Source organism: Micromonospora sp. RTGN7 (assembly GCF_033804645.1).
GTDB lineage: Bacteria > Actinomycetota > Actinomycetes > Mycobacteriales > Micromonosporaceae > Micromonospora.
In genome coordinates, this window is record NZ_JAPZLF010000004.1 from 289,595 (window position 1) to 308,763 (window position 19,169).

General features: G+C 72.6%; 22 protein-coding genes. 15 read left to right on the forward strand and 7 right to left on the reverse strand.

Annotated features, from left to right (window positions below; genetic code table 11):
* Positions 1–25 precede the first annotated feature (25 nt).
* Genes SNR22_RS08225 through SNR22_RS08240 form a run of 4 tightly spaced genes read left to right on the forward strand, consistent with a single transcriptional unit; the run spans position 26 to position 3,362 of the window.
* Entirely contained in the window at positions 26–583 is a 558-nt protein-coding gene (locus SNR22_RS08225) for a DUF501 domain-containing protein (protein ID WP_320065881.1), read from the forward strand.
* A 2-nt stretch (positions 584–585) separates the two neighbouring features.
* Entirely contained in the window at positions 586–1,098 is a 513-nt protein-coding gene (locus SNR22_RS08230; RefSeq protein ID WP_320066017.1) for an amino-acid N-acetyltransferase, read from the forward strand.
* 51 nt (positions 1,099–1,149) lie between these two features.
* Positions 1,150–2,415 (forward strand): hypothetical protein, encoded by a 1,266-nt coding sequence (locus SNR22_RS08235; protein ID WP_320065882.1) that lies wholly within the window; start codon positions 1,150–1,152, stop codon positions 2,413–2,415.
* A gap of 8 nt (positions 2,416–2,423) precedes the next feature.
* Positions 2,424–3,362, forward strand: a complete 939-nt coding sequence (locus SNR22_RS08240) for a Ppx/GppA phosphatase family protein (RefSeq protein WP_320066018.1) — start codon at positions 2,424–2,426, stop codon at positions 3,360–3,362.
* A 58-nt stretch (positions 3,363–3,420) separates the two neighbouring features.
* On the opposite strand, the gene SNR22_RS08245 is transcribed toward SNR22_RS08240, so the two are convergent.
* Positions 3,421–3,618 (reverse strand): hypothetical protein, encoded by a 198-nt coding sequence (locus SNR22_RS08245; protein ID WP_320065883.1) that lies wholly within the window; start codon positions 3,616–3,618, stop codon positions 3,421–3,423.
* 192 nt (positions 3,619–3,810) lie between these two features.
* Between SNR22_RS08245 and SNR22_RS08250 the strand changes: the two genes are divergently transcribed.
* The 10 genes from SNR22_RS08250 to SNR22_RS08295 all read left to right on the forward strand — a co-directional run bounded on the left by SNR22_RS08250 (position 3,811) and on the right by SNR22_RS08295 (position 12,262).
* The gene (locus SNR22_RS08250) at positions 3,811–4,080 is read left to right on the forward strand and encodes a hypothetical protein (RefSeq protein ID WP_320065884.1); all 270 of its coding nucleotides are present in this window, start codon (positions 3,811–3,813) and stop codon (positions 4,078–4,080) included.
* Positions 4,073–4,348 (forward strand): hypothetical protein, encoded by a 276-nt coding sequence (locus SNR22_RS08255; protein ID WP_320065885.1) that lies wholly within the window; start codon positions 4,073–4,075, stop codon positions 4,346–4,348. The genes SNR22_RS08250 and SNR22_RS08255 overlap by 8 nt, the downstream gene beginning before the upstream one ends.
* A gap of 103 nt (positions 4,349–4,451) precedes the next feature.
* Positions 4,452–4,655 (forward strand): ribbon-helix-helix domain-containing protein, encoded by a 204-nt coding sequence (locus SNR22_RS08260; RefSeq protein WP_320065886.1) that lies wholly within the window; start codon positions 4,452–4,454, stop codon positions 4,653–4,655.
* Positions 4,652–5,029: a type II toxin-antitoxin system death-on-curing family toxin gene (locus tag SNR22_RS08265; RefSeq protein WP_320065887.1), complete on the forward strand. Its 378-nt coding sequence runs from the start codon at positions 4,652–4,654 to the stop codon at positions 5,027–5,029. Before SNR22_RS08260 ends, SNR22_RS08265 begins: the two co-directional genes overlap by 4 nt.
* Positions 5,030–5,131: 102 nt before the next feature.
* Complete coding sequence (locus tag SNR22_RS08270) at positions 5,132–5,464, forward strand: PadR family transcriptional regulator (protein ID WP_320065888.1); 333 nt, start codon at positions 5,132–5,134, stop codon at positions 5,462–5,464.
* Positions 5,461–6,513: an HAAS signaling domain-containing protein gene (locus SNR22_RS08275; RefSeq protein ID WP_320065889.1), complete on the forward strand. Its 1,053-nt coding sequence runs from the start codon at positions 5,461–5,463 to the stop codon at positions 6,511–6,513. The genes SNR22_RS08270 and SNR22_RS08275 overlap by 4 nt, the downstream gene beginning before the upstream one ends.
* Before the next feature lie 219 nt (positions 6,514–6,732).
* A complete protein-coding gene (locus SNR22_RS08280) occupies positions 6,733–8,253 on the forward strand; it encodes a glycosyltransferase family 39 protein (protein ID WP_320065890.1) in 1,521 nt (506 codons plus the stop codon).
* 41 nt (positions 8,254–8,294) lie between these two features.
* Positions 8,295–9,620: a glycosyltransferase family 2 protein gene (locus tag SNR22_RS08285; RefSeq protein WP_320065891.1), complete on the forward strand. Its 1,326-nt coding sequence runs from the start codon at positions 8,295–8,297 to the stop codon at positions 9,618–9,620.
* Complete coding sequence (locus tag SNR22_RS08290) at positions 9,613–10,695, forward strand: glycoside hydrolase family 26 protein (protein WP_320065892.1); 1,083 nt, start codon at positions 9,613–9,615, stop codon at positions 10,693–10,695. The genes SNR22_RS08285 and SNR22_RS08290 overlap by 8 nt, the downstream gene beginning before the upstream one ends.
* A 76-nt stretch (positions 10,696–10,771) precedes the next feature.
* Positions 10,772–12,262 (forward strand): hypothetical protein, encoded by a 1,491-nt coding sequence (locus SNR22_RS08295; RefSeq protein ID WP_320065893.1) that lies wholly within the window; start codon positions 10,772–10,774, stop codon positions 12,260–12,262.
* A 19-nt stretch (positions 12,263–12,281) separates the two neighbouring features.
* Here SNR22_RS08295 and mycP (SNR22_RS08300) read toward each other — a convergent pair whose 3' ends face one another.
* Positions 12,282–13,442 carry a type VII secretion-associated serine protease mycosin gene (gene mycP / locus SNR22_RS08300; protein ID WP_320065894.1) on the reverse strand — a complete coding sequence of 387 codons (1,161 nt, stop codon included), beginning with the start codon at positions 13,440–13,442 and terminating at the stop codon, positions 12,282–12,284.
* A 158-nt stretch (positions 13,443–13,600) separates the two neighbouring features.
* On the opposite strand from mycP (SNR22_RS08300), the gene mycP (SNR22_RS08305) reads away from it, so the two are divergent.
* The gene (gene mycP / locus SNR22_RS08305) at positions 13,601–14,860 is read left to right on the forward strand and encodes a type VII secretion-associated serine protease mycosin (protein ID WP_320065895.1); all 1,260 of its coding nucleotides are present in this window, start codon (positions 13,601–13,603) and stop codon (positions 14,858–14,860) included.
* Between the two features lie 100 nt (positions 14,861–14,960).
* Here the strand turns inward: mycP (SNR22_RS08305) and SNR22_RS08310 are convergent, their stop codons facing one another.
* The 5 genes from SNR22_RS08310 to SNR22_RS08330 form a co-directional block, all read right to left on the reverse strand.
* Positions 14,961–16,283 (reverse strand): hypothetical protein, encoded by a 1,323-nt coding sequence (locus SNR22_RS08310; RefSeq protein ID WP_320065896.1) that lies wholly within the window; start codon positions 16,281–16,283, stop codon positions 14,961–14,963.
* A gap of 15 nt (positions 16,284–16,298) precedes the next feature.
* Positions 16,299–16,859: a hypothetical protein gene (locus SNR22_RS08315; protein WP_320065897.1), complete on the reverse strand. Its 561-nt coding sequence runs from the start codon at positions 16,857–16,859 to the stop codon at positions 16,299–16,301.
* A gap of 48 nt (positions 16,860–16,907) precedes the next feature.
* Positions 16,908–18,365 (reverse strand): S8 family serine peptidase, encoded by a 1,458-nt coding sequence (locus SNR22_RS08320; RefSeq protein WP_320065898.1) that lies wholly within the window; start codon positions 18,363–18,365, stop codon positions 16,908–16,910.
* An 83-nt stretch (positions 18,366–18,448) separates the two neighbouring features.
* Positions 18,449–18,727 carry a WXG100 family type VII secretion target gene (locus tag SNR22_RS08325; protein WP_320065899.1) on the reverse strand — a complete coding sequence of 93 codons (279 nt, stop codon included), beginning with the start codon at positions 18,725–18,727 and terminating at the stop codon, positions 18,449–18,451.
* A gap of 27 nt (positions 18,728–18,754) precedes the next feature.
* Positions 18,755–19,063 carry a WXG100 family type VII secretion target gene (locus SNR22_RS08330; protein WP_320065900.1) on the reverse strand — a complete coding sequence of 103 codons (309 nt, stop codon included), beginning with the start codon at positions 19,061–19,063 and terminating at the stop codon, positions 18,755–18,757.
* Between the last annotated feature and the right edge of the window lie 106 nt (positions 19,064–19,169).

Here is a 19,169-nt window from a genome sequence, read left to right on the forward strand (position 1 = left end):
AGAGCACCGACGAAAGATGGGCACCGTGACTTTCGTACCCCCGCCGGAGCCGGCGGCGGACTCCGTACCCCCGCCGGAGCGGCAACCGGCCACCGAGCGTGACCTGGCCGCGGTGGCCGCCCAGCTCGGACGCACCCCGCGCGGCACCCGGGCGGTGGCCCACCGGTGCCCCTGCGGGCTGCCCGACGTGGTGGAGACGACCCCGCGACTGGCCGACGGGACTCCCTTCCCGACGCTGTTCTACCTGACCTGCCCCCGGGCGACCGCCGCGTGCAGCCGGCTGGAGTCCGCGGGGCTGATGAAGGAGATGGCCGAGCGGCTGGCCGCTGACCCGGAGTTGGCCGCCCGCTACCGGGCCGCCCACGAGGACTACCTGGCCCGCCGGGACGCCGTCGGCGAGGTGCCGGAGATCGCGGGCATCTCCGCCGGCGGCATGCCCGGCCGGGTGAAGTGCCTACACGTGCACCTCGGCCACGCGCTCGGTGCCGGCCCCGGGGTCAACCCGTTCGGCGACGAGACGTTGGCGCTGGTGGAGAAGTGGTGGGCCGCCGGCCCCTGCGTGGACGTACCGGCGGGCGACTGACCGTGTCGGTGCCCGACGGGATCGTGGTACGCCGTGCCCGCACCTCCGACGTGCGCGGCATCCGGCGGTTGGTGGACACCTACACCGGTGACCGCCGGCTGCTCAGCAAGGCCACCGTCGCCCTCTACGAGGACGTGCAGGAGTTCCGGGTGGCGGCCGGTGGCGACGGCACGGTGGTCGGCTGTGGGGCGCTGCACGTGATGTGGGAGGACCTGGCCGAGATCCGCACGGTCGCCGTGGACCCCAGGTGCCGGGGCCGGCGGCTCGGGCACCGGATCGTCGAGGAGCTGATCGACGCCGCCCGGGAGATCGGGGTGGCCCGGATCTTCGTGCTCACCTTCGAGACCGGGTTCTTCGGCTCGTTCGGCTTCGCCGAGATCGACGGCGCCCCGGTGCCGCAGCCGGTCTACGAGCAGCTCCTGCGCTCCTACGACGAGGGCGTCGCGGAGTTCCTCGACCTGGAGCGGGTCAAGCCCAAGACCCTCGGCAACACCCGGATGCTGCTGCGCCTGTGACGGGGAGCGCCGGTGGCGCGTGTCCTTGATCGCCCCGGCCATGCTGTCCTGGTGAACATCGTCCGTCGGGTCTGCGCGGTGCTGCTGAGCGCCGCCGCCCTCCTCGGGGTGGTACGCCTCGTCGCACCGGCCACCGCAGGGCCGGCCGGTGAGCCGCCGGGGGTGGCCCGGCAGCTCGCCTTCCTGCGCGCCGCCCTCGACGACGGTGCCGGCTCCGACGCCCAGGCCCTCTTCCCCGAGGGCTGGTTCTTCGCCCACGCCCTGTACGGGCTGGCCCGGGTCGAGTTGGGCCTGCGCGAGCCGGCCGGGCGGCGGGAGCCGGCGCTGCGGGAGGCCCGCTGGGCGCTGGCCCGACTGGAGTCGCCGGCCGGCACTGGCCCGTTCGACCCCGGCCTGACCCCCGCGTATGGGATCTTCTGGCAGGGCTGGACGAACTGGCTGCGTGGTGGCGTGCTCGCCCTGCAACCGGCGGAGCGGCGCGACCCGGCCGAGGCGGCCCGGTTCGCCGAGGCCTCGGCCGGCATCGGGGCGGCATTCGACGCGTCCGCCTCGCCGTACCTGCCCGCGTACCCGGGGCAGGCCTGGCCGGTGGACTCCACGGTGGCGGTGGCCTCACTGCGGCTGCACGACACGCTGCTGCCGCCCCGCTTCGCCGGCACCGTGACGCGCTGGCTCGACGGCGTACGGCAGCGCCTCGACCCGGGCACCGGCCTGATGCCGCACCGGGTGGAGGCGGCCACCGGGGCCCCGGTGGAGGTGGCCCGGGCCACCTCGCAGAGTGTGATCCAGCGTTTCCTGGTCGACGTCGACCCGACGTTCGCCCGCGAGCAGTACCTGCGCTTCCGGGACCGGTTCGTGGTCACGCCGCTCGGGCTGGGCCCGGCCGTGCGGGAGTACCCGGACGGGATGGACGGGCCGGGCGACGTGGACTCCGGGCCGCTGCTGCTCGGGGTGAGCCTGTCGGCCACTGTGGTCACCCTCGGCGCGGCCCAGTCCCAGAGCGACGCCGCGCTCGCCGGGGCGTTGGCCAACTACGGCGACCTGGTCGGCCTGCCCGTCGACACCCCGCGAACTCGCCGGTACGCCCTCGGCGTCCTCCCGATCGGCGACGCCTTCCTGGCGTGGTCGAAGACCGCCCGCCCCTGGGTGGCCGACCCGCCGCCCGCGCCCCCGGCCACCGTCGCCTGGTGGTGGCGACTGCCGCTGCTCTCTGTGCTGCTGCTCGTCGGCGTCGTCCTGTGGCTGCCGGACCTGCGCCGCCGCCGTCGACAGCGGATCGAGCGGGGCGAGGCGGCTGCCGTAGGGTTGTTGGCGTGACGACGCGTGTGGCCGCCATCGACTGCGGGACCAACTCGATCCGACTGCTGGTCGCCGACCTGCCCGACCCGTCCGCCGGGCCGGAGGCGCCGCTGGTCGACCTCAGCCGCCGGATGGAGATCGTCCGGCTCGGCCAGGGGGTCGACAAGACGGGCCGGCTCGTGCCCGAGGCGATCGAGCGGACCCGGGTCGCGTTGGCGTCCTACGCCGCCGAGATCGAGAAGCTGGGCGTGGAGCGGGTGCGGATGTGCGCCACCTCGGCGTCCCGGGACGCCTCCAACGCCGGGGACTTCCGGGCCATGGTCGAGCAGACCCTCGGCGTGGCCCCCGAGGTGGTGACCGGCGACGAGGAGGCCCGGCTCTCGTTCACCGGAGCGGTGCGCGGCCTGCCCGCCGACGCGCAGGAGCCGTACCTGGTCGTCGACATCGGGGGCGGGTCGACCGAGTTCGTGGTCGGCACCCGCTCCGGCGGCGTCGAGGCGGCCATCTCGGTGGACATCGGCTGCGTCCGGATGACCGAGCGGCACCTGCACGGCGACCCGCCCGCCCCGGAGCAGATCGCCGCCGCGCAGGCCGACATCACGGCGGCGGTGGACCGGGCCCTAGAGGCGGTGCCGGGGCGGCAGGCCGCCACCCTGGTCGGGCTCGCCGGTTCGGTCACCACCGTGGTGGCCCTGGCCGAGGGCCTGACCGAGTACGACCCGGAGCGCATCCACCACGCCCGGGTGTCGTACGACGCGGTGGCCCGGGTAACCGCCGAACTGCTCGGCAAGACCCGCGAGCAGCGGCTCGCCGACCCGGTGATGCACCCGGGGCGGGCCGACGTGATCGGCGCGGGCGCCATGGTGCTGCGAGTGATCATGGAGCGCGCCGGGATGTCCTCGGTGGTCGCCTCGGAGCACGACATCCTCGACGGCATCGCCTGGAGCCTCCAGCGGTCGAGCTGATCGCCGGGCCTCATTACGGCCGACCGGAGCAGCGAGAGGCGCTGACCGGGGCCTCTGCTCAGTCTGTCGCCAGGTCCGGTCGGTGCTCTTTGATCCACTTCTCGACGTCGGTCCTCCGCCAGACCTTCCCCATGGTCAACTCCTGGTACGGGTCGGGAAAGCTCTTGGAGTTGGTCACGACGCTGACGCGCTGCCGGGACACATTGCCCAGCATCACGCGGATCTCCGCAGCGCCCACCAAGTCAACCCGCTCCATGTCGTGACCGTAGGTCGGCGATCATCGTTGTAATGACACAACGGCAGTATCCGTTGACACGTGCCAACGGCGGGGGCATTATCGGGGGATGACTACGTCAACCACTGCCGCTGGCCATGCCCCCCTACCTCGGGTCATCCGCCCGCATGCCGCCAAGGCTGGTGGCGGGATCAGCAGCCAGGGGCGACGGTGATGGAGGAGCACCCCCCGGCGTACCCGGGTGGGCCCTGCCTCGGCTGTGGGGAACCGTGGCCCTGCATCCCGCGCCGGGCAGCCATGCTGAAGGAGTTCGCCAAGGCCCCCAACGAGGCGGTGACCTACATGGGGGCCTGGGTCCAGGCGGGCGTCCTGGAGCTCAACAGCCGTGGCTGCCCCGTCGAGCCGGGCAGGCACCTGGGGTGGATCGGTCTCCTGCTGGAGGCCCAGGAGATCATGGCGAACCAGGACACGCCCGATGACTGAGCCCAGGTTGCCGAGGTCGGGGGACGTTCTCCACCTCACCCGGGCTGCGAGCGTTCAATTCGTCAAACCGGTCGTGCTCCGCGTGATTCGGGTGCACGACTGGCCCACCTACGACGGGTGGACGTGGGTCGACGGGTACGTGCTCGATCGGCGTGGGGACGCGATCGCCCGGCGGTCCCTGTTCGTCATGTCCGCCGGGTTGCGCTGGTTGAACGAGCCGCTCGGCAACCAGTCAGCCGTGCCCCGTTCACGTGCGCGGACGGGATGAAGCCTGCTGCCCGTCCGCCACCTGCGCGCCCGCCCCGTCGACCGGTATGTCGGGTGCCCCGGCGTGGCTGATTGTCCCTGCGTGCGGCCGGTATGATTTCCATATGGTCACCACGGTCAATCTTCCTGATGGGCTGCACGAGCGCCTCAAGCAGCTCGCCGACCAGGAGCGCCGGTCGATGAACGCCACCATCGTCGTGGCGGTCGAAGAGTACGTCTCGGCACACAGCCGTCGATCCCGGGTGCGGGACCTTGCGCGGGAGGTCGCCGAGCGGGATGCCGAGCTGCTGCGACGGCTGGCGGAGTGACCGATTATCTGGAGGTCGACGACCTCGTGGAAATCGCCTCGATCGTGTTGGGCGAGACGCCACAGGTCCGCGACATCGGTCTACTCTCATCCGCCGGGGTTCGCCCGGCCACCGTCGTCTTCGGCCAGGAGGCGTATGCCGATCTCTGGAGCAAGGCCGCCGCGCTGCTGCACTCGGTCTGCATGAACCACGCCTTGGTCGATGGAAACAAGCGTCTCGCTTGGGCGTCCGCACGAGTCTTTCTCGCCCTCAACGAGGCGCCGATTCAGGATGTCGACGTGGATCAGGCCGAGAACCTCGTGATGGCGGTGGCCAGCGGTGTGCTGACCGAGGTCCCGGACATCGCCCGCGAGCTCCGCAAGCTCTACCTCTGACCCGCCCGGATGGGGCCGGGGCGCAGCCGGACGAACAGCGGTCCGACATGCGCCCGGAGGGACTCGTTGCAGTAATGCGCATTGCACAGTAGTGTGCAGTGCGTGGATACCACGCAGCTCTTGAAAGGCGTGCTGGATCTCGCGGTCCTGGCCGTGCTCCGGGAGGAGGACGGCTACGGTTACGACATCCTGCGCCGACTCCGCGAGGCGGGCCTCGACGAGGTCGGCGACGCCTCCGTCTACGGCACGCTGCGGCGGCTCTTCGCCGCCGGCCTGCTCACCACCTACGTGGTGCCGAGCGAGTCCGGCCCGCACCGGAAGTACTACTCGCTCAACGCCGCCGGCCGGGACCAGTTGGCCCGCTCCGGCAAGCTCTGGCGCTCGTTCGCCACCACCATGGACAGTCTGCTCAACGATCGGGGGGTGACGGCATGACCGTCATGGAGCAGGAGATCGCGGAGTACGTGACGCGGGTCCGGGCGGCGCTGGCCGACCTGCCGCCGACGGTCCGCGACGAGTTGACCGAGGACCTGCCCGAGCACCTGACCGAGGTCGCCGCCGAGGGGGGCGGGCCGCTGGCCGACCGGCTGGGCACGCCCGAGGCGTACGCGGCAGACCTGCGGGCGGCGGCCGGCGCGGGGGGCCCGGCCGCCGCCCGTAACCTGGATGAGCGGGCCGCCGCCGTCGCGGCCCGGCTCCGCGGCCGGCTGCGCGGGGCCGACGCCCGCATCGGCCCGATCCTCGGGTACGCCTCGGCGAGCGAGTACCTGCGGCTGCTCCGCCCCGCCTGGTGGTTCCTGCGGGGTTACCTGACCGCGATGCTGATCACCGTGGTCACCACGGGTGCGCCGTTCGGGCTGCTGCCGAGGCTGGGCGGCAGCACGCTGGCCGCGCTGCTGCTCCTCGCCGTCTGCGTCGCCGCCTCGGTGTGGCTGGGCCGGCGCGGTCCGGTGCTGACGCGTTGGCCCCGCATCGCAGTGCGCGCCGGCACGGCGGTCCTGGTCATCTTCGCGTTCGCCGGGTTCGTCGACGCCGACGATCGGTTGGGCTGGAACGAGTCCGGCTACCAGCCCACCTCCGAGCAGACGTCCGACGTCCGCGACGTCTTCGTCTACGACAGCGAGGGGCGGCTGGTGGAGCACGCCCGACTGTTCGACCAGGACGGCAACCCGATCCGGCTCGGCTACCCGGACTGCGACACCGACGGGCTGATCGCCGCGAAGCCGGTCGCGCCCGCGTACCCGTACTGCCCGGAGCTGGCGCCGTTCCGGTCCGGGCCGACCGGCGCGCGCCCGTCGCCCGTGGCACCGACCGGGGCCCCGGCTCCGACGTCGGCCGGCGATCCGACGGGCGGCCCCGCGCCGAGCCCATCCGAGCGGGCGTCGGTCGACCCGGCCCCGAGGCCGACGCCGCCGCCCCTGCCGCCGCTGCCGACGACGCTGGCCCCGACGCCCGCCCCGGTCCGGACGCCCGCCTCCTCCTGAGGGGACGAAACGCCGACCGACCCCGGGAGGCGTCGAGGGCCCCGGCCGGCACGTCGGGGTCCCCGGCGGGGCCGGGGCGGGGGCGGGCGCGGGCGGCCAGCGGAGCGCGGGCAGAAACCCCCGCGTCATCCGGTGCGGGTACCCTGGCGCTGGCCCTACGCCCCCTCCCCCCGAAAGCCCATGGTGGACGACAGAGACCGCACCCTGATCATTCCCCGCGTGCGGGCGACGGAAGCTCCTGTCGAGGTTCCTGTCCGCGACGGCTGGGAAGAGGGTCTGACCGCCGACCCGGACGGCCCCGGTGACCGGGCCGGACGCTCGCTGGGACGGCTGGCCTGGATCGCGCCGACCCTGCTGATGGGCCTGCTCGGGCTGGCCCGGATCACCTGGCCGGCGCTGTGGGGCGACGAGCTGGCGACCTGGGGGATGGCCGGCGTCTCGTGGGGCGACCTGTGGGCGGTGGTCCAGAACTTCGACGCGGCGATCGGCCCCTACTACGCACTCATGCACCTGGTGACCGGCCCGTTCGGGGACTCGGAACTGGTCCTGCGGCTGCCGTCGATGCTCGCCATGGCCGGGGCGGCCGGTCTCGTCGGCGCGCTGGGCACCCGGCTGGCCAGCCCACGCGTCGGGCTGACCGCCGGCCTGATCTTCGCGGTGCTGCCGAGCACCTCCCGCTACGCCCACGAGGCCCGGCCGTACGCGATCGCGCTCTTCGCCGCGGTGCTCGCCACCTGGCTGCTGGTCCGGGCCATCGACCGCCCCGGCGCGGCCCGCTGGGTGCCGTACGCCGGCGCGGTCGCCCTGCTCGGCCTCGGCCAGTTCGTCGGGCTGCTGCTGCTGGCCGGGCACGCGCTGGTGGTCCTGCTGATGCGGCCCCGGGCGGGGTGGGCGTGGCTGGTGGCCGCGGTGGTCGGGTCGTTGCCCGTGCTGCCGGTGGTATACCTGGCCCGGTCCCAGCAGACCCAGGTGTCCTGGATCCCGGCGGCGACCCTCGACCGGGTGGCCGACCTGCCCGCTGGGCTGACCGGTGACGCCCTGCTGGGTGGGGTCGTGCTGGCCCTGGCCCTGGTCGGGATGTCGCTGCGCCGGCCGGCGGTGGTCTACACCGCGTGGGCCTTCGTCCCCGTGCTCGGGCTGTACCTGGTCAGTCAGGTCACCCCGCTCTGGCTGCCGCGATACCTGCTCTTCGTGCTGCCCGCCTTCGCGTTGCTGGCCGCCACGGCGCTGAGCCGGGCGCCGGTGCTGCGCGGGCTGGCCGTGGTGGTCGTGGTGGCTCTGGTGGCCGTGCCCAGCCAACTCGAACTGCGCGAGACCGACGGGCACACCCAGGCCAGTCGGGACCTGGGTGCGCTGCTGGTCGAGGAGGGCGCGGCCGGCGACGTCGCGGTCTACGGCGGTAACGTCGGTGGAGATCAGCGGGTCGCCCGGGACGCGGTCGCCCGGTACACCCCGATGACGAGCCGACCCAGGGACGTGCTGCTGGCCCAGGCGGCCCGCACCGGGGGGTCGTTCACGGCCCGGGAGTGCGCCCAGGTCGCCACCTGCCTCGGTCAGCCGCAACGGGTCTGGGTGATCCGTACCGGCCGGCTCGACGATGCGCTGCGCGGCCTCGGAGACCCGAAGGAACCGCTGCTGCGCAGCCAGTACGACGTCGACCGGCTGTTCCGGCCCACCGGCTTCACGGTCGCGCTGCTGCTACGCCGGTCGGTGGGGTCCGAGCAACCGCCGGTGCGCTGACCGGCCGATTTCGTCGACGATCTGTACGGGAGAGAGCAGACATGCTGGCGTTCCTGCTCCAGGTGAACTCCTGGCTGAGCAAGGGGCAGCTGTACCTGTTCGCCCTGTTCATGATGATGATCTGGGCACTGTGGCTGATGCGGGTCGTGCTGTCGTCGTCGTACCGGCCCTGGACGGCCCCGTACGCGACCAGCACCTCGGTCATCATCCCGGTGGTGGACGAGGAGGAGGAGCTGTTCCGGTCCGTGTTGGACCGGATCCTGGAGCAGCGGCCGACCGAGGTGATCGTGGTCATCAACGGGCCGCGCAACACGACCCTGGAGAAGATCTGCGCCGAGGTCGGGGTGCGTTGGGCGTGGACGGAGATCGCCGGCAAGCGCAACGCCCTCCAGGTGGGGGTGGGCATGGCGACGGGGGACATCGCCGTACTCGTCGACTCGGACACCATCTGGACCCGGAACACCCTGGTGGAGCTGATCAAACCGTTCCGGGACCCCCGGGTCGGCGGGGTCACCACCCGGCAGCGGATCCTCAACCCGGAGCGCACGGTGCTGACCCGGTGGGCGGACTGGCTGGAGAACGTCCGCAACGAGTACTCGATGCCGGCCATGAGCGTGCTCGGCACGGTGGGCTGCCTGCCCGGACGGACCATCGCCTTCCGCCGGTTCATCCTGGTCCGGAACATGGAACGGTTCCTCTCCGAGCGCTTCCTCGGCGTGTTCCTGGAGGTCAGCGACGACCGGACGCTGACCAACTACACGTTGCAGGCCGGCTTCCGCACGGTCTACCAGTCCACCTCGCTGGTCTACACCGACGCGCCGCTTGAGCTGCGGAAACTGGTCAAGCAGCAGTATCGCTGGGCCCGTGGCTCGCAGTACAACACCATGCGGATGCTCGGCTGGATGACTCGGCGGACGCCAGTGCTCGCCGCCTTCTACGTCGCCGACATCGTGGTGCCGTTCGTGCTGGTCGGCTCGTACCTGTCCTGGGCCGTCTCCTTGCTGGTCGGGGAGACCGTCACCATCTATGACGAGCTGCGTCTGCCCGGCAACCTGAGCGGCTGGCAGTTCATCGGGGCGATCCTGGTGCTCAGCGCGGCGATGACCGCGCTGTCGCTGATGATCCGGTTCGCCCGGCACTTCGCCTTCCGGCCCCGGGACCTGATCTACCTGCCGGCGTTCATGATGATCAACACGTTGGTGCTCATGCCGGTCCGGGTGGTCGGGTTCTTCCGGATGGCCCACAACGCCGGGTGGGGCACCCGCGCCGGCGGCTTCCAGGGCGAGCGCCGGCGTAACCCGTTCGTCCTGGTGCCCTACCTGCTGGGGGGAGCGATGCTCGTGGCGTCGGTGATGCTCGGTGTCTGAGCACACCCGGACCAGATCCCGACAGTTCCACCTCTGGATGGTCGCCAACACGGTGGTGCTCGTCATCCTGAGCGGCTGGGTCGTGCACCGCGCCCTCGGTGCCCCGCCCACGTCCGTGCCGCCGGCCGGTGCGCCGCCGTCGGGTGCGGCGGGGTTGGCCGGCGACGGGACGTCGGTCACCAGGATCCCCGCCAAGCCGGACGTCATGTCGGCGACCGGCTACCGGTTCGGGCTGAGCGCACCCCGGGTGCCGTGGTCCCGGTCGGAGATCGACGGCATCGCGGCGAAGGCCGGGGCCCGGCCCACCCTGTTGCAGTACTTCGTGAAGTGGACCGACGAGTTCCGGCCCGAGGGGGTCGACGCTGCCTACCGCAACGGCGGCATCCCGGTGATCTCCTGGGAGCCGTGGGGCGGCGTCAAACAGGGCATGGACCAGCCGCAGTACGCGCTGAAGCGGATCATCGCCGGGGAGCACGACGAGTACCTGGTGCGCTTCGCGACGGCGGTCCGGGCCCAGCGGTGGCCGGTCGGGATGCGCTTCGCGCACGAGATGAACGGGTCCTGGTACCCGTGGTCGGAGCACCGCTCGGGCAACCGGTCCGGTGAGTACGTGAAGGCCTGGCGACACGTGCACGACGTCTTCACCCGGGTCGGCGCGACCAACGTCATCTGGATCTGGAGCCCGAACATCATCCGGCCGGTGCCGAAGGTGAGCCTGAAGGCGCTCTACCCCGGTGACCGGTACGTCGACTGGATCGGGATGGTGGGCTACTCGACCGGCGAGCGGACCGCCACCCAACTGTTCGGTCCGACCCTGCGCAAGCTCCGCGCGTTCACCGACCGCCCGGTGCTGATCACCGAGACGGGCAGCCGGCCGGGGAGCTACCGCCTGCCCTGGATCCGCGACCTGTTCGTCTGGATGGCCGGCCGGACCGACGTGGTCGGGTTCATCTGGTTCGAGTACGACCGGGCCGACGGCGGCACCGGCGACTGGCGCTTCACCACCCAACCCGCCTCGACCGAAGCCTTCCGGACCGGCCTGGCCCGCCTGCGGCTGGCCCCGCCGCCGCGCTGAGCGCCGCCGGTGGCCGTAAGCGGGCCCGACATGCCCCGCCGACGGCGCGCGGCCGAGACTGGAAGGAGGAGCCGCGATGAGGGTTTCGATCCGACTCGGCCTGCTGGCCGGCTTCATGATCATGGTGAGTTTGCTGGCCTCGGTGGTGGCGCTGCGCCAGCGCTCCGACCCGGCCGAGGACCAGGCCAGCGGTGCCAGGACGTACGAGACGGCACTGGTCACGGTGGACGCCGGGGTGACCCGGGGCCTGCTCAACAACCCGGCCGCCTACCACAACCAGGCCGGGCCGTCCGCCCCGCTCGGCCCGGCGGACGCCCGGCTGGTCCGGGACCTGAAACCCGTGCTCACCCGGGTCTGGTCGGCACCGGGCGCCTACCACGACCCGGCGACCGACCGGTACGACTACGACCCCGTCGCGCCGGACGGCGGCACCATGTACGGCTACCTGGACCAGGCGACCGCCTACTCGGGCCGGATCCTGATGAACGTCGACCAGTGCGAGCAGGAGTTGATGACGACGGCCGCCCCGCAGCGCTGCCGGGAGGTGCTCAAGAACGGTATCCGGCATTACAAGCAGCGCTACCCGGCCCTGCGCTACGTCGAGATCTTCAACGAACCCGACCGTCCCTGGGAGACCCGGCCCGACGAGGCGCGGGCCATGTCGGCGGCCGAGTACTACGAGTGGTACCGGATCGGTTACCAGCTGGTCAACGAGATCAACGCGGAACTCCGTCCGGTGCACCCGCTGCGCGTCGGCGGCCCGGTCACGCACGCCTTCAACGAGCCGTACCTCCAGGAGTTCCTCGACCACTACCGGGACGACCCCGACCCGACGAAACGGCTCGACTTCCTTTCGTACCACCAGTACCAGCGGCGGGACGACGTGGCCGCCGTCGCCACCGAGAAGGGCACGGTCCAGCGCTGGCTGCGCGAGCGCGGCCTGCCCGACAAGATTCCGACCTTCGTCACCGAGTACGGCGTTTTCCCCGGCGGCAACACCGGCACCTCCTTCGCGGCGGACCTGCTCACCCAGGCGGCGGCCATGGCCACCCTCGGCTACTTCTACGTCGAGGGCGGCACGGACGTGCCGATGCACTGGGTGTTCAACCACAGCAGCAACGACCGCAAGTCGATGTTCGTCGACGGCACGGACGGCGCCGGGTACCCGTACTACAACCTGGTCCGGATGCAGCGGATGTTGAAGAAGATCCGGGTTTCCGCCGGCTCGGACGCGCTCACCCCGAAGGGCCTGGGCGTGAACGCGCTGGCGACCCGGGACGCGTCCGGGGTGGCCGTGCTCATCACCAACTACCAGTGGACCAGCCGCAACGTCACGCACGGGGTCACCGTGAACGTCGGGAACCTGCCGGCGGAGTTCGCCAACCGGCGCATCCGGGTCGAGCGGTACCTGGTCGACGCGGTGACCAGCAACTACGCGCACGACCCGGCGAAGGGGTCCCTCCAGCGGGTGCAGCGGTACACGATGGACACCGCCGACGCGATCAGCGCCAACTTCGAGTTGGGGCCGAACGCCATGTCGCTGCTCGTGCTCACCCCGGTGGAGTGAGCCGCCCGAGGGGGTGACCCTACCGCCGCGCCGCGCGGTTGGCCCGCCGGCCGACCAACAGCACCACGACCAGCACCACCAGGACCGCCGCCACCAGCAGCCCGATCAGGAGCGGGACGAGCCAGCCCAGGTCGACACCGCCGCCCCGCCCGCCCGTGGTCTCCTCGGCCGACTCCGCAACCGGTACGGCGCCCAGGGGATTCGCGTCGACCGGGGGCACCTCGGCCGTCAACGCCCGGACCAGGTCGAGCCGACCGAAGCCGTACCGGTCGTCCCGGCCGGGCGGCCCGGCGTCCCGGGCGGTCGACACCAGCCGGTTGACCACCTCCGCCGCGCTCGCCTGCGGGTAGCGGGCCCGGATCAGTGCCGCCGCCCCGGCGACCAGCGGCGCCGCGGCGCTGGTGCCGCCGTCCACCGTGACGTAGCCGCCCTCGGTCAGGTCGGACCATCGGCCGGCGGTGGTGGAGATGTCCACCCCGGGGGCGGTGATGGCGATCTGCTCACCCCGGGTCCCGCCGGACCACGGCTCGCCGTCCCGGTCGGTCGCGCCCACCGCGATCACCCCGGGCAGCCGCGCCGGGTAGAGCACCTCGGCGTCCCCCTGCTCGGCGTTGCCCGCGGCGGCGACCACCACGACGTCCCTGGACTGCGCGTACCGCACGGCCTCGTCGAGAGCGGTGCTGGTGGTGGGGCCACCGTTGGAAATGTTGATCACCTTCGCGCCGCGGTCGACCGCGTACCGGATGCCCTCCGGCAGGTTGCTGCCGGCGAAGGTGTTCGTCGCGATGGTCACCGGCAGGATCCGCGCCCTGGGGGCGATGCCCAGGGCGTGACCCCGGCCTCCGCCCCGGGCGGCGATCAGCCCGGCCACCCCGGTCCCGTGGTTGCGCTCGTCAACCTTGCCCTTGTCGTCCCGGCCGATCAGCCGCCTGCCGTCGAGGACCCGGCCGGCCAGGTCCGGGTGGGCCGCGTAGACGCCCGTGTCGATCACCGCGACGGTGACCCCCTCGCCGGTGGAGATCTCGTGTGCCTCGGTGACCCGCAGCGCGTCCAGGTGCCACTGCCGCTCCAGCGCCGGCACGGCGGCCAGGGCGGGCGCGGGCATCCCGACGGCGACCAGCGGGAACCCGACCGCGACCGCCAGAGCGCCTCGACACAGGGCCGTCAGCCGCGCATTCATCCGTCTCTCCTCATCATCGCCTCGGCACACCGGGTCGAGCCGACCCTATCGGACGGTGACCGGCAAAACCGCCCTTGTCGGGTGCGGTGCCCGCCCTCGCCGGGCGTGGTGCCCGCCCGGCGCTCCATGCCGGGCGTCGGCTCGGTAGCCTGGGCGGCGTGCACGAACGCCCCGGGAACCACCGCCCGATCCGGGCGGGTGATGCCAGAGGGTCGGCCCGGCGGCAGGCGGTCCTCTGTGGAGCCGTGGTCGCGCTGCTGACCACCGTCGTCGTACCACCGACGCCGGTCCGCGCCGCGCCCCGGTGCGGCCCCGCCGGTGAGCCGGGGCTCACCGCGACCCCCTGGCCGCTGCGTCGGCTGGAGCCCTCGGCCGCCTGGCGGCTGACCCGAGGCGGCGGGGTCATCGTGGCCGTCATCGACTCCGGTGTCTCCTCCGTCCATCCGGTGCTGCGCGGGCAGGTCCGCGCCGGCCGCGACTTCAACGGCCTGGAGCAGCGGCAGGGCCAGTGCGACCAGGCCGGGCACGGGACCATGGTCGCGGGCATCATCGCTGGCCGGGCGGAGACCGGGGTGCCGTTCAGCGGCATCGCGCCGGCCGCCCGGATCCTGCCGATCCGCGTGCTGCCGGACACCCGGCGCACCAACGACGAGAGCCTGCCCGGCCAGATCGCCCAGGCCATCCGGTACGCGGTCGACAACGACGCCAAGGTCATCAACCTTTCGTTGGAGACCCTGCCCCGGCCCGAGCTGGCCGCCGCCATCGAGTACGCGCTGGCCAAGCGGGTCGTGGTGGTCGCCGCCGCCGGAAACCAGCAGCAGCAGCGGGACCAGCCCGCCTACCCGGCCGGGTATCCCGGCGTCATCGCCGTCGCCGGCGTCGACGAGCAGGGCGGGCACGTCGGCACCTCGATCAGCGGGGACTACGTCGACATCGCCGCGCCCGGACACAACATCGTCGCCCCGGCACCCAACGGCGACGGCTGGTTGACCGAGCCGGAGGGCGGCACCAGCTTCGCGGCGGCGTACGTCTCCGGCGTGGCGGCGTTGATCTGCGCGGCGTACCCCGATCTCACCCCGGCGCAGGTCGCCGAGCGGCTGACCGACACCGCCGACAGCCCGCCCGATGGTCGGGACGCGCAGGTCGGCTACGGGGTGGTCAACCCGTATCGGGCGGTCACCAATCTGCTTGGCACCCGCGCCAACCCACCGCTGGGCGCGATGGCCGAGCCGGCGCCGGTGCCCGACCCGTGGGCCCGCGAACGGGTCGTGGCGATCTGGGCGGCGATTGTCGGCGGGTTCCTCGCGATCGTCCTGCTGGTGGCCCGGCCGGTTATCCGGCGCGGCCGACAGCGGGGCTGGCGCCCCGGCCGCCGTCGGCTCGACACCCCGACCAGCGCCGGGGCCCGATCAGCTTGACCCGTCGGGGTCCGACCAGCTTGACCCGTCGGGGCCCGACCAGCTTGACCCGTCGGGGCCCGACCAGCCGGCAAGCGGTGGTCGGGCCCCGGTAGGCGGATCAGCGCAGGACGCCCGGCGAGCTGTCGCCGTCCGCGCCCCAGACGTCCTCGTCCTCGTCGAGCCAGGTGCTCCGGGTCGACTCGTCGTCGCCGTAGCCGGCTCCGGTGGCACCGGCACCGGCCAGGCCGCCCCGGCCGCCGACCCCGCCGCGGGCCGCTGCCCCCGGGCCGCCGGCCCCGCGTCCCGCGCCGGCACCCCGGCCACCGCCGGCCGCGCCGCCCGCTCCGCCGAGCATGCCCGGCGCCCCGCCGGCCAAGCGGCCCGCCGCGCCGATGCCCCGGCCGCCGGCACCCCGGCCACCAGCGCCCCGGCCGGCGCCGGCGCCACCGGCGCCGCCCATCATCGGCGGCGTCATCGGCGCCACCGGACGGCCGAGCGCGCCGCCGCCGGGGATCGAGCCCGATCCGGCACCACCGCCCACGCCGCCGCCGGCACCCAGGCCGGACGTGCCGGGCAGACCGCCGGACCCGGGGGTGGGAGCGGCGCTGGCCAGGCCGGACCCGTAATGCCCGCCGCCGGGGACACCGCCGCCCGGAATGCTCTCACCCGGGCCGATCGGCGGGTCGTAGCCGCCGGGCGGGGTGGTGGTGGGCGGTTTAGGCTCGAAAGTGGACGTGGGCGGCAGGTGGGGGTTCTTCGTCGAGGGCAGGTCCGGTGCGCCGGTGCCGCCGGGGGTGGCGGACGCGGGCAGCGAGGGGACGCCGCCCGGGGCGCCGCCGCCCGGCCCGCCGGTGTTCAGCTTCGGCGTGTCGAGGCGGGGGTCATTGGAGAGGGGCACCGTGCCGGGCTGACCGGGCATGGTGGAGGCCTGACCCTGGTACTGGTTGCCGACCCGGTCGTAGACCTTGGCGGCCTCGTCGGTCTTGTCGTTGAGCCAGTCGGCCAGGCCGGTGATCGGGTCCAGCAGGCCGAGGAAGTCCGGGCCGACCTTCGCCTCGAAGAAGCCGATGCCGAGGGTGAGGTGCCCGTTGCGGGCCTCCAACACGTCGTTGACGCACTTGGCCGGGATCGGGAACTCCTGCTGGGCCTCGGTCAGCCGGTCGGCGGCGGCGTTCAGGGACTGGACGATGCCGTCGCCCTCCTCGGCGTCGGTGATCAGCCGCCCGGTGGTCTTGGCGATCCCGTCGACGTGCGTCTTGAACGAGTCAAACGCCGGCCCCTTCCAGACCGCCCCCAGGTCCGCGGTGTTCTTCTCCAGGCTCTCCTTGACGCTGCGCAGGTTCTTCAGCAGCTCGCTCCACCCGAGGGCGGCGCTGGCCACGTCACCGGGCCGGCCGTCGATGACGACCTGCTGACACATCTCTTCCCAACTGGTACCCATCAGGCCGCTCCCGCCCTAGCTCTCGCCGCCGCCACCGGCGGCCTCCGCGAAGATGCGATTGATCTGCTCGGCGGTCATCTCGTTCGCCTTCTCCGCCGTGTCGTAGTTCTCCTTGACCTTGCGCAGCACCTCGACCGCGTCGTCGAGCTGGTTGGCCAGCTCCAGCACCCCCGCCTCGGTGCCGCTGTAGAGAGCGGCGTGCTTCTCGGTCAGCCGGGCCGCCCAGGGGAATCCCCCCAGCGGGCTCTTCGGACCCATGCCCGACGGCATGCTGGAGGCGGCAGCGGCTCCCTTGCCGCCCATCAGGTCCTGGATGTCGGCCATGCTGTGGTAGAGCCGGCGCAGGTAGGAGCCGTGGGATTCCAGCCACTGGATCGCCCCCTGGAGGGTGGAGGCGTCCCACTCGGTCTTGACGCCGGCCTCGTTCGGGCCGGCGACCAGGTCCGACGGCGTCTGGGCATGGTTGACGTTGTCCATGCCGAAGCCGTTGAAGCTGATCCCGGTGACCGGCGGGCCGAGCGGGATGTGTGGGGTCTGCACCTCAACTTGTTCCGGCTGTGAGGTTCTGTCAGTCATCCGTGTCCTCCCCGTGGGCGGGCATGTCGTGGCGTTCGGCGGTGGCCGTTAGGAGCGGTCCGGGTCGGCGCGCGGTGGCGCGGGCGGGGCCGGTGGCGCGGCACCTGGCCGGCCGGACCCCGGTGCCGGCGGGGCGCCCGTCGAGGGATAACCCGGAAGCTGCCCCGGCTGCGGCGGGTAGCCGGGATGCTGCCCCGGCTGCGGCGGGCGCCCCGGATACTGCCCCGTCGACGGGTGCCGCGCCGGACCGGCCGGGGGGTGACCTGGGGGCGGTGGCCAGCCGCCGGGTGGTGGCCCGGCACCGGGCGGGCCGGTAAGGGCCCGGCGTCGCCTCGACCGACGGATCGCCAGCACGCCGAAGACGATCGCGCCGACGACCACCGCCAGGCAGAGCCCGACCTGGAGCGCCGCGCCGACCTTGTTGGTCACGCTGATTCCGTAGACACCGAACTTGCCCGACTCGTCAGCCTCGTCGGCCGGCGAGGCCGACGGGTCCGCCGCCGCCACCAGGGGGTTGCCCCGGACCGCCGGCACCTTGCCGCTCAGCGCGGCCACCGGGTCCACGGCACCGAAGCCGTAGACGTCGTCCCGGCCCGACCGGCCCGCGTCGTCGGCGGTCCTGATCAACCGGTTGACCACGTTGGCCGCGTCGAGGTTCGGGTAGCGGGAGCGCACCAGCGCGGCCACCCCGGAGACGATCGCGGCGGAGTCGCTGGTGCCGTCGGTCAGGCCGTAGCCGTTCTTCGAGACCGAGTACGGGCGAGGGCTGATGATGCGTTCCTGCGGGGCGGCCAGCACCACCTCCGGCCCGTGCACCGAACCGGCGAAGGAAAGGCCGTTGCGGGCGAGGCCGGAGACCGCGACGACCCCCGGGATGTTGGCCGGCGCACCCACGGCCAGGTCGCCCTGCTCCCGGTTGCCGGCCGAGGCGACCACCACGACGTCGTTCTTTAGCGCGTGTCGGATCGCGTCGAGTTGCGCCTGGTCGGCCTGGCCGCGCGCGCCGAGCGACAGGTTGATCACGTCTGCGCCGTTGGCCACCGCCCAGCGGATCGCGGTGGGCAACTCACCCGGATCGAAGCGCGCGCCGACCGAGATCGGCAGGATCTTCGCCGCCGGGGCGATGCCCAACAGGCGATCCTCGCCCCCGCCCCGGCCGGCGATCAGACCCGCCATGCCCGTGCCGTGCCCGAGATCGTGGCTGTCCCGGCGGCCGTCGGCGGCAGCGTCGCCGCCGATGCCGTGCCCGGGCAGCACCTGGCCGCGCAGGTCTGGGTGGGTGGCGTCCACCCCGCCGTCGATCACGGCGACGGTGACGCCGCTTCCCTTGGCGAGCTTGTGCGCCTGGGAGATCCGCAGGGTGTCCAGATACCACTGGTATCCCCGCACGGTCTCGGCGCGTGCCGGAACGGCGGTGGTCAGCAGGCCGGTGCCGGTGGCAACCAGGACGGCCAGCAGCGCCGCTGCGGGCCGACGGCCCGCGAGGAGCCCGTCTGTCGTACGCATCGTTCTCCCATGACCCGCCGGCGACTCTCGACACAGAGCGGCTCCGGCCGGTCGGACCGGCCGGAGCCGCTCCGGCGATTATCTCAGTGCCACATCTTCGAGTTGCTCATCTCGGTGGACACGTAGTTCTCGCGGGCGATGCCCACCGCGCCGCCGATCTCGTTCAGGATCTTGTTGATGTCCCGGACGGCGGTGTCCCACTGGGTCTGGTGCTGCTCGTAGGAGGCCCGGTCCTCACCGTCCCACTGGAGCTTGGACAGCATCTGCCGGAGCGTGTCGAGCTTTCCGTCGATGGTCCGCGAGATGCTCTGCATCTGCGCGTTGCTGTTCTCGAGGACCGCGTAGTCAACCTTGATCGTCACGATGTCTTCCTCTGCTGTCGCCTACGGTCACGGGTTGAGCGCAGAGTGGAACTTGTCCAGCATCTGCTGCTGCTCTTCGTCATTCACCTGGTGGGTGGTGCCCGACTTGTCGAGCAGATCAGCGATGTTGTCCATCGCGGTCAGCAGCTTGCTGGTGTCCTCGTTCCACCGCTGCATGAGCTGCTGGAAACCCGTGGACGCCGAGCCCTTCCAGGCGATGGCGAGGTCGTCGACCACGCCCCACAGCTTCTTCAGCTCGCCGTCGACCTCGCTGCGCGTGGACCGTACGTCGCCTGCGGCGGTATGCAGGGTTCCAGCTTCGACCTCGAACGCCATGCTTCACACCCTTCCGTCTTCTGTGGCGGCTGACGCGCCGCGATTCCCCCGCGGTGAAGCGGTCACACCCCACCGACGGACACTTTCGCCCTGACGGTAACCCACA

Excerpts from the sequence above, each read along its gene's own strand:
- SNR22_RS08255 (WP_320065885.1), top strand. The coding sequence starts at position 4,073 with ATGACTGAGCCCAGGTTGCCGAGGTCGGGGGACGTTCTCCACCTCACC.
- SNR22_RS08320 (WP_320065898.1), bottom strand. The coding sequence starts at position 18,365 with ATGCGTACGACAGACGGGCTCCTCGCGGGCCGTCGGCCCGCAGCGGCG.
- SNR22_RS08245 (WP_320065883.1), bottom strand. The coding sequence starts at position 3,618 with ATGGAGCGGGTTGACTTGGTGGGCGCTGCGGAGATCCGCGTGATGCTG.
- SNR22_RS08275 (WP_320065889.1), top strand. The coding sequence starts at position 5,461 with ATGACCGTCATGGAGCAGGAGATCGCGGAGTACGTGACGCGGGTCCGG.
- SNR22_RS08285 (WP_320065891.1), top strand. The coding sequence starts at position 8,295 with ATGCTGGCGTTCCTGCTCCAGGTGAACTCCTGGCTGAGCAAGGGGCAG.
- SNR22_RS08330 (WP_320065900.1), bottom strand. The coding sequence starts at position 19,063 with ATGGCGTTCGAGGTCGAAGCTGGAACCCTGCATACCGCCGCAGGCGAC.
- SNR22_RS08315 (WP_320065897.1), bottom strand. The coding sequence starts at position 16,859 with ATGACTGACAGAACCTCACAGCCGGAACAAGTTGAGGTGCAGACCCCA.
- SNR22_RS08310 (WP_320065896.1), bottom strand. The coding sequence starts at position 16,283 with ATGGGTACCAGTTGGGAAGAGATGTGTCAGCAGGTCGTCATCGACGGC.
- SNR22_RS08295 (WP_320065893.1), top strand. The coding sequence starts at position 10,772 with ATGAGGGTTTCGATCCGACTCGGCCTGCTGGCCGGCTTCATGATCATG.
- mycP (WP_320065894.1), bottom strand. The coding sequence starts at position 13,442 with ATGAATGCGCGGCTGACGGCCCTGTGTCGAGGCGCTCTGGCGGTCGCG.
- SNR22_RS08250 (WP_320065884.1), top strand. The coding sequence starts at position 3,811 with ATGGAGGAGCACCCCCCGGCGTACCCGGGTGGGCCCTGCCTCGGCTGT.
- SNR22_RS08260 (WP_320065886.1), top strand. The coding sequence starts at position 4,452 with ATGGTCACCACGGTCAATCTTCCTGATGGGCTGCACGAGCGCCTCAAG.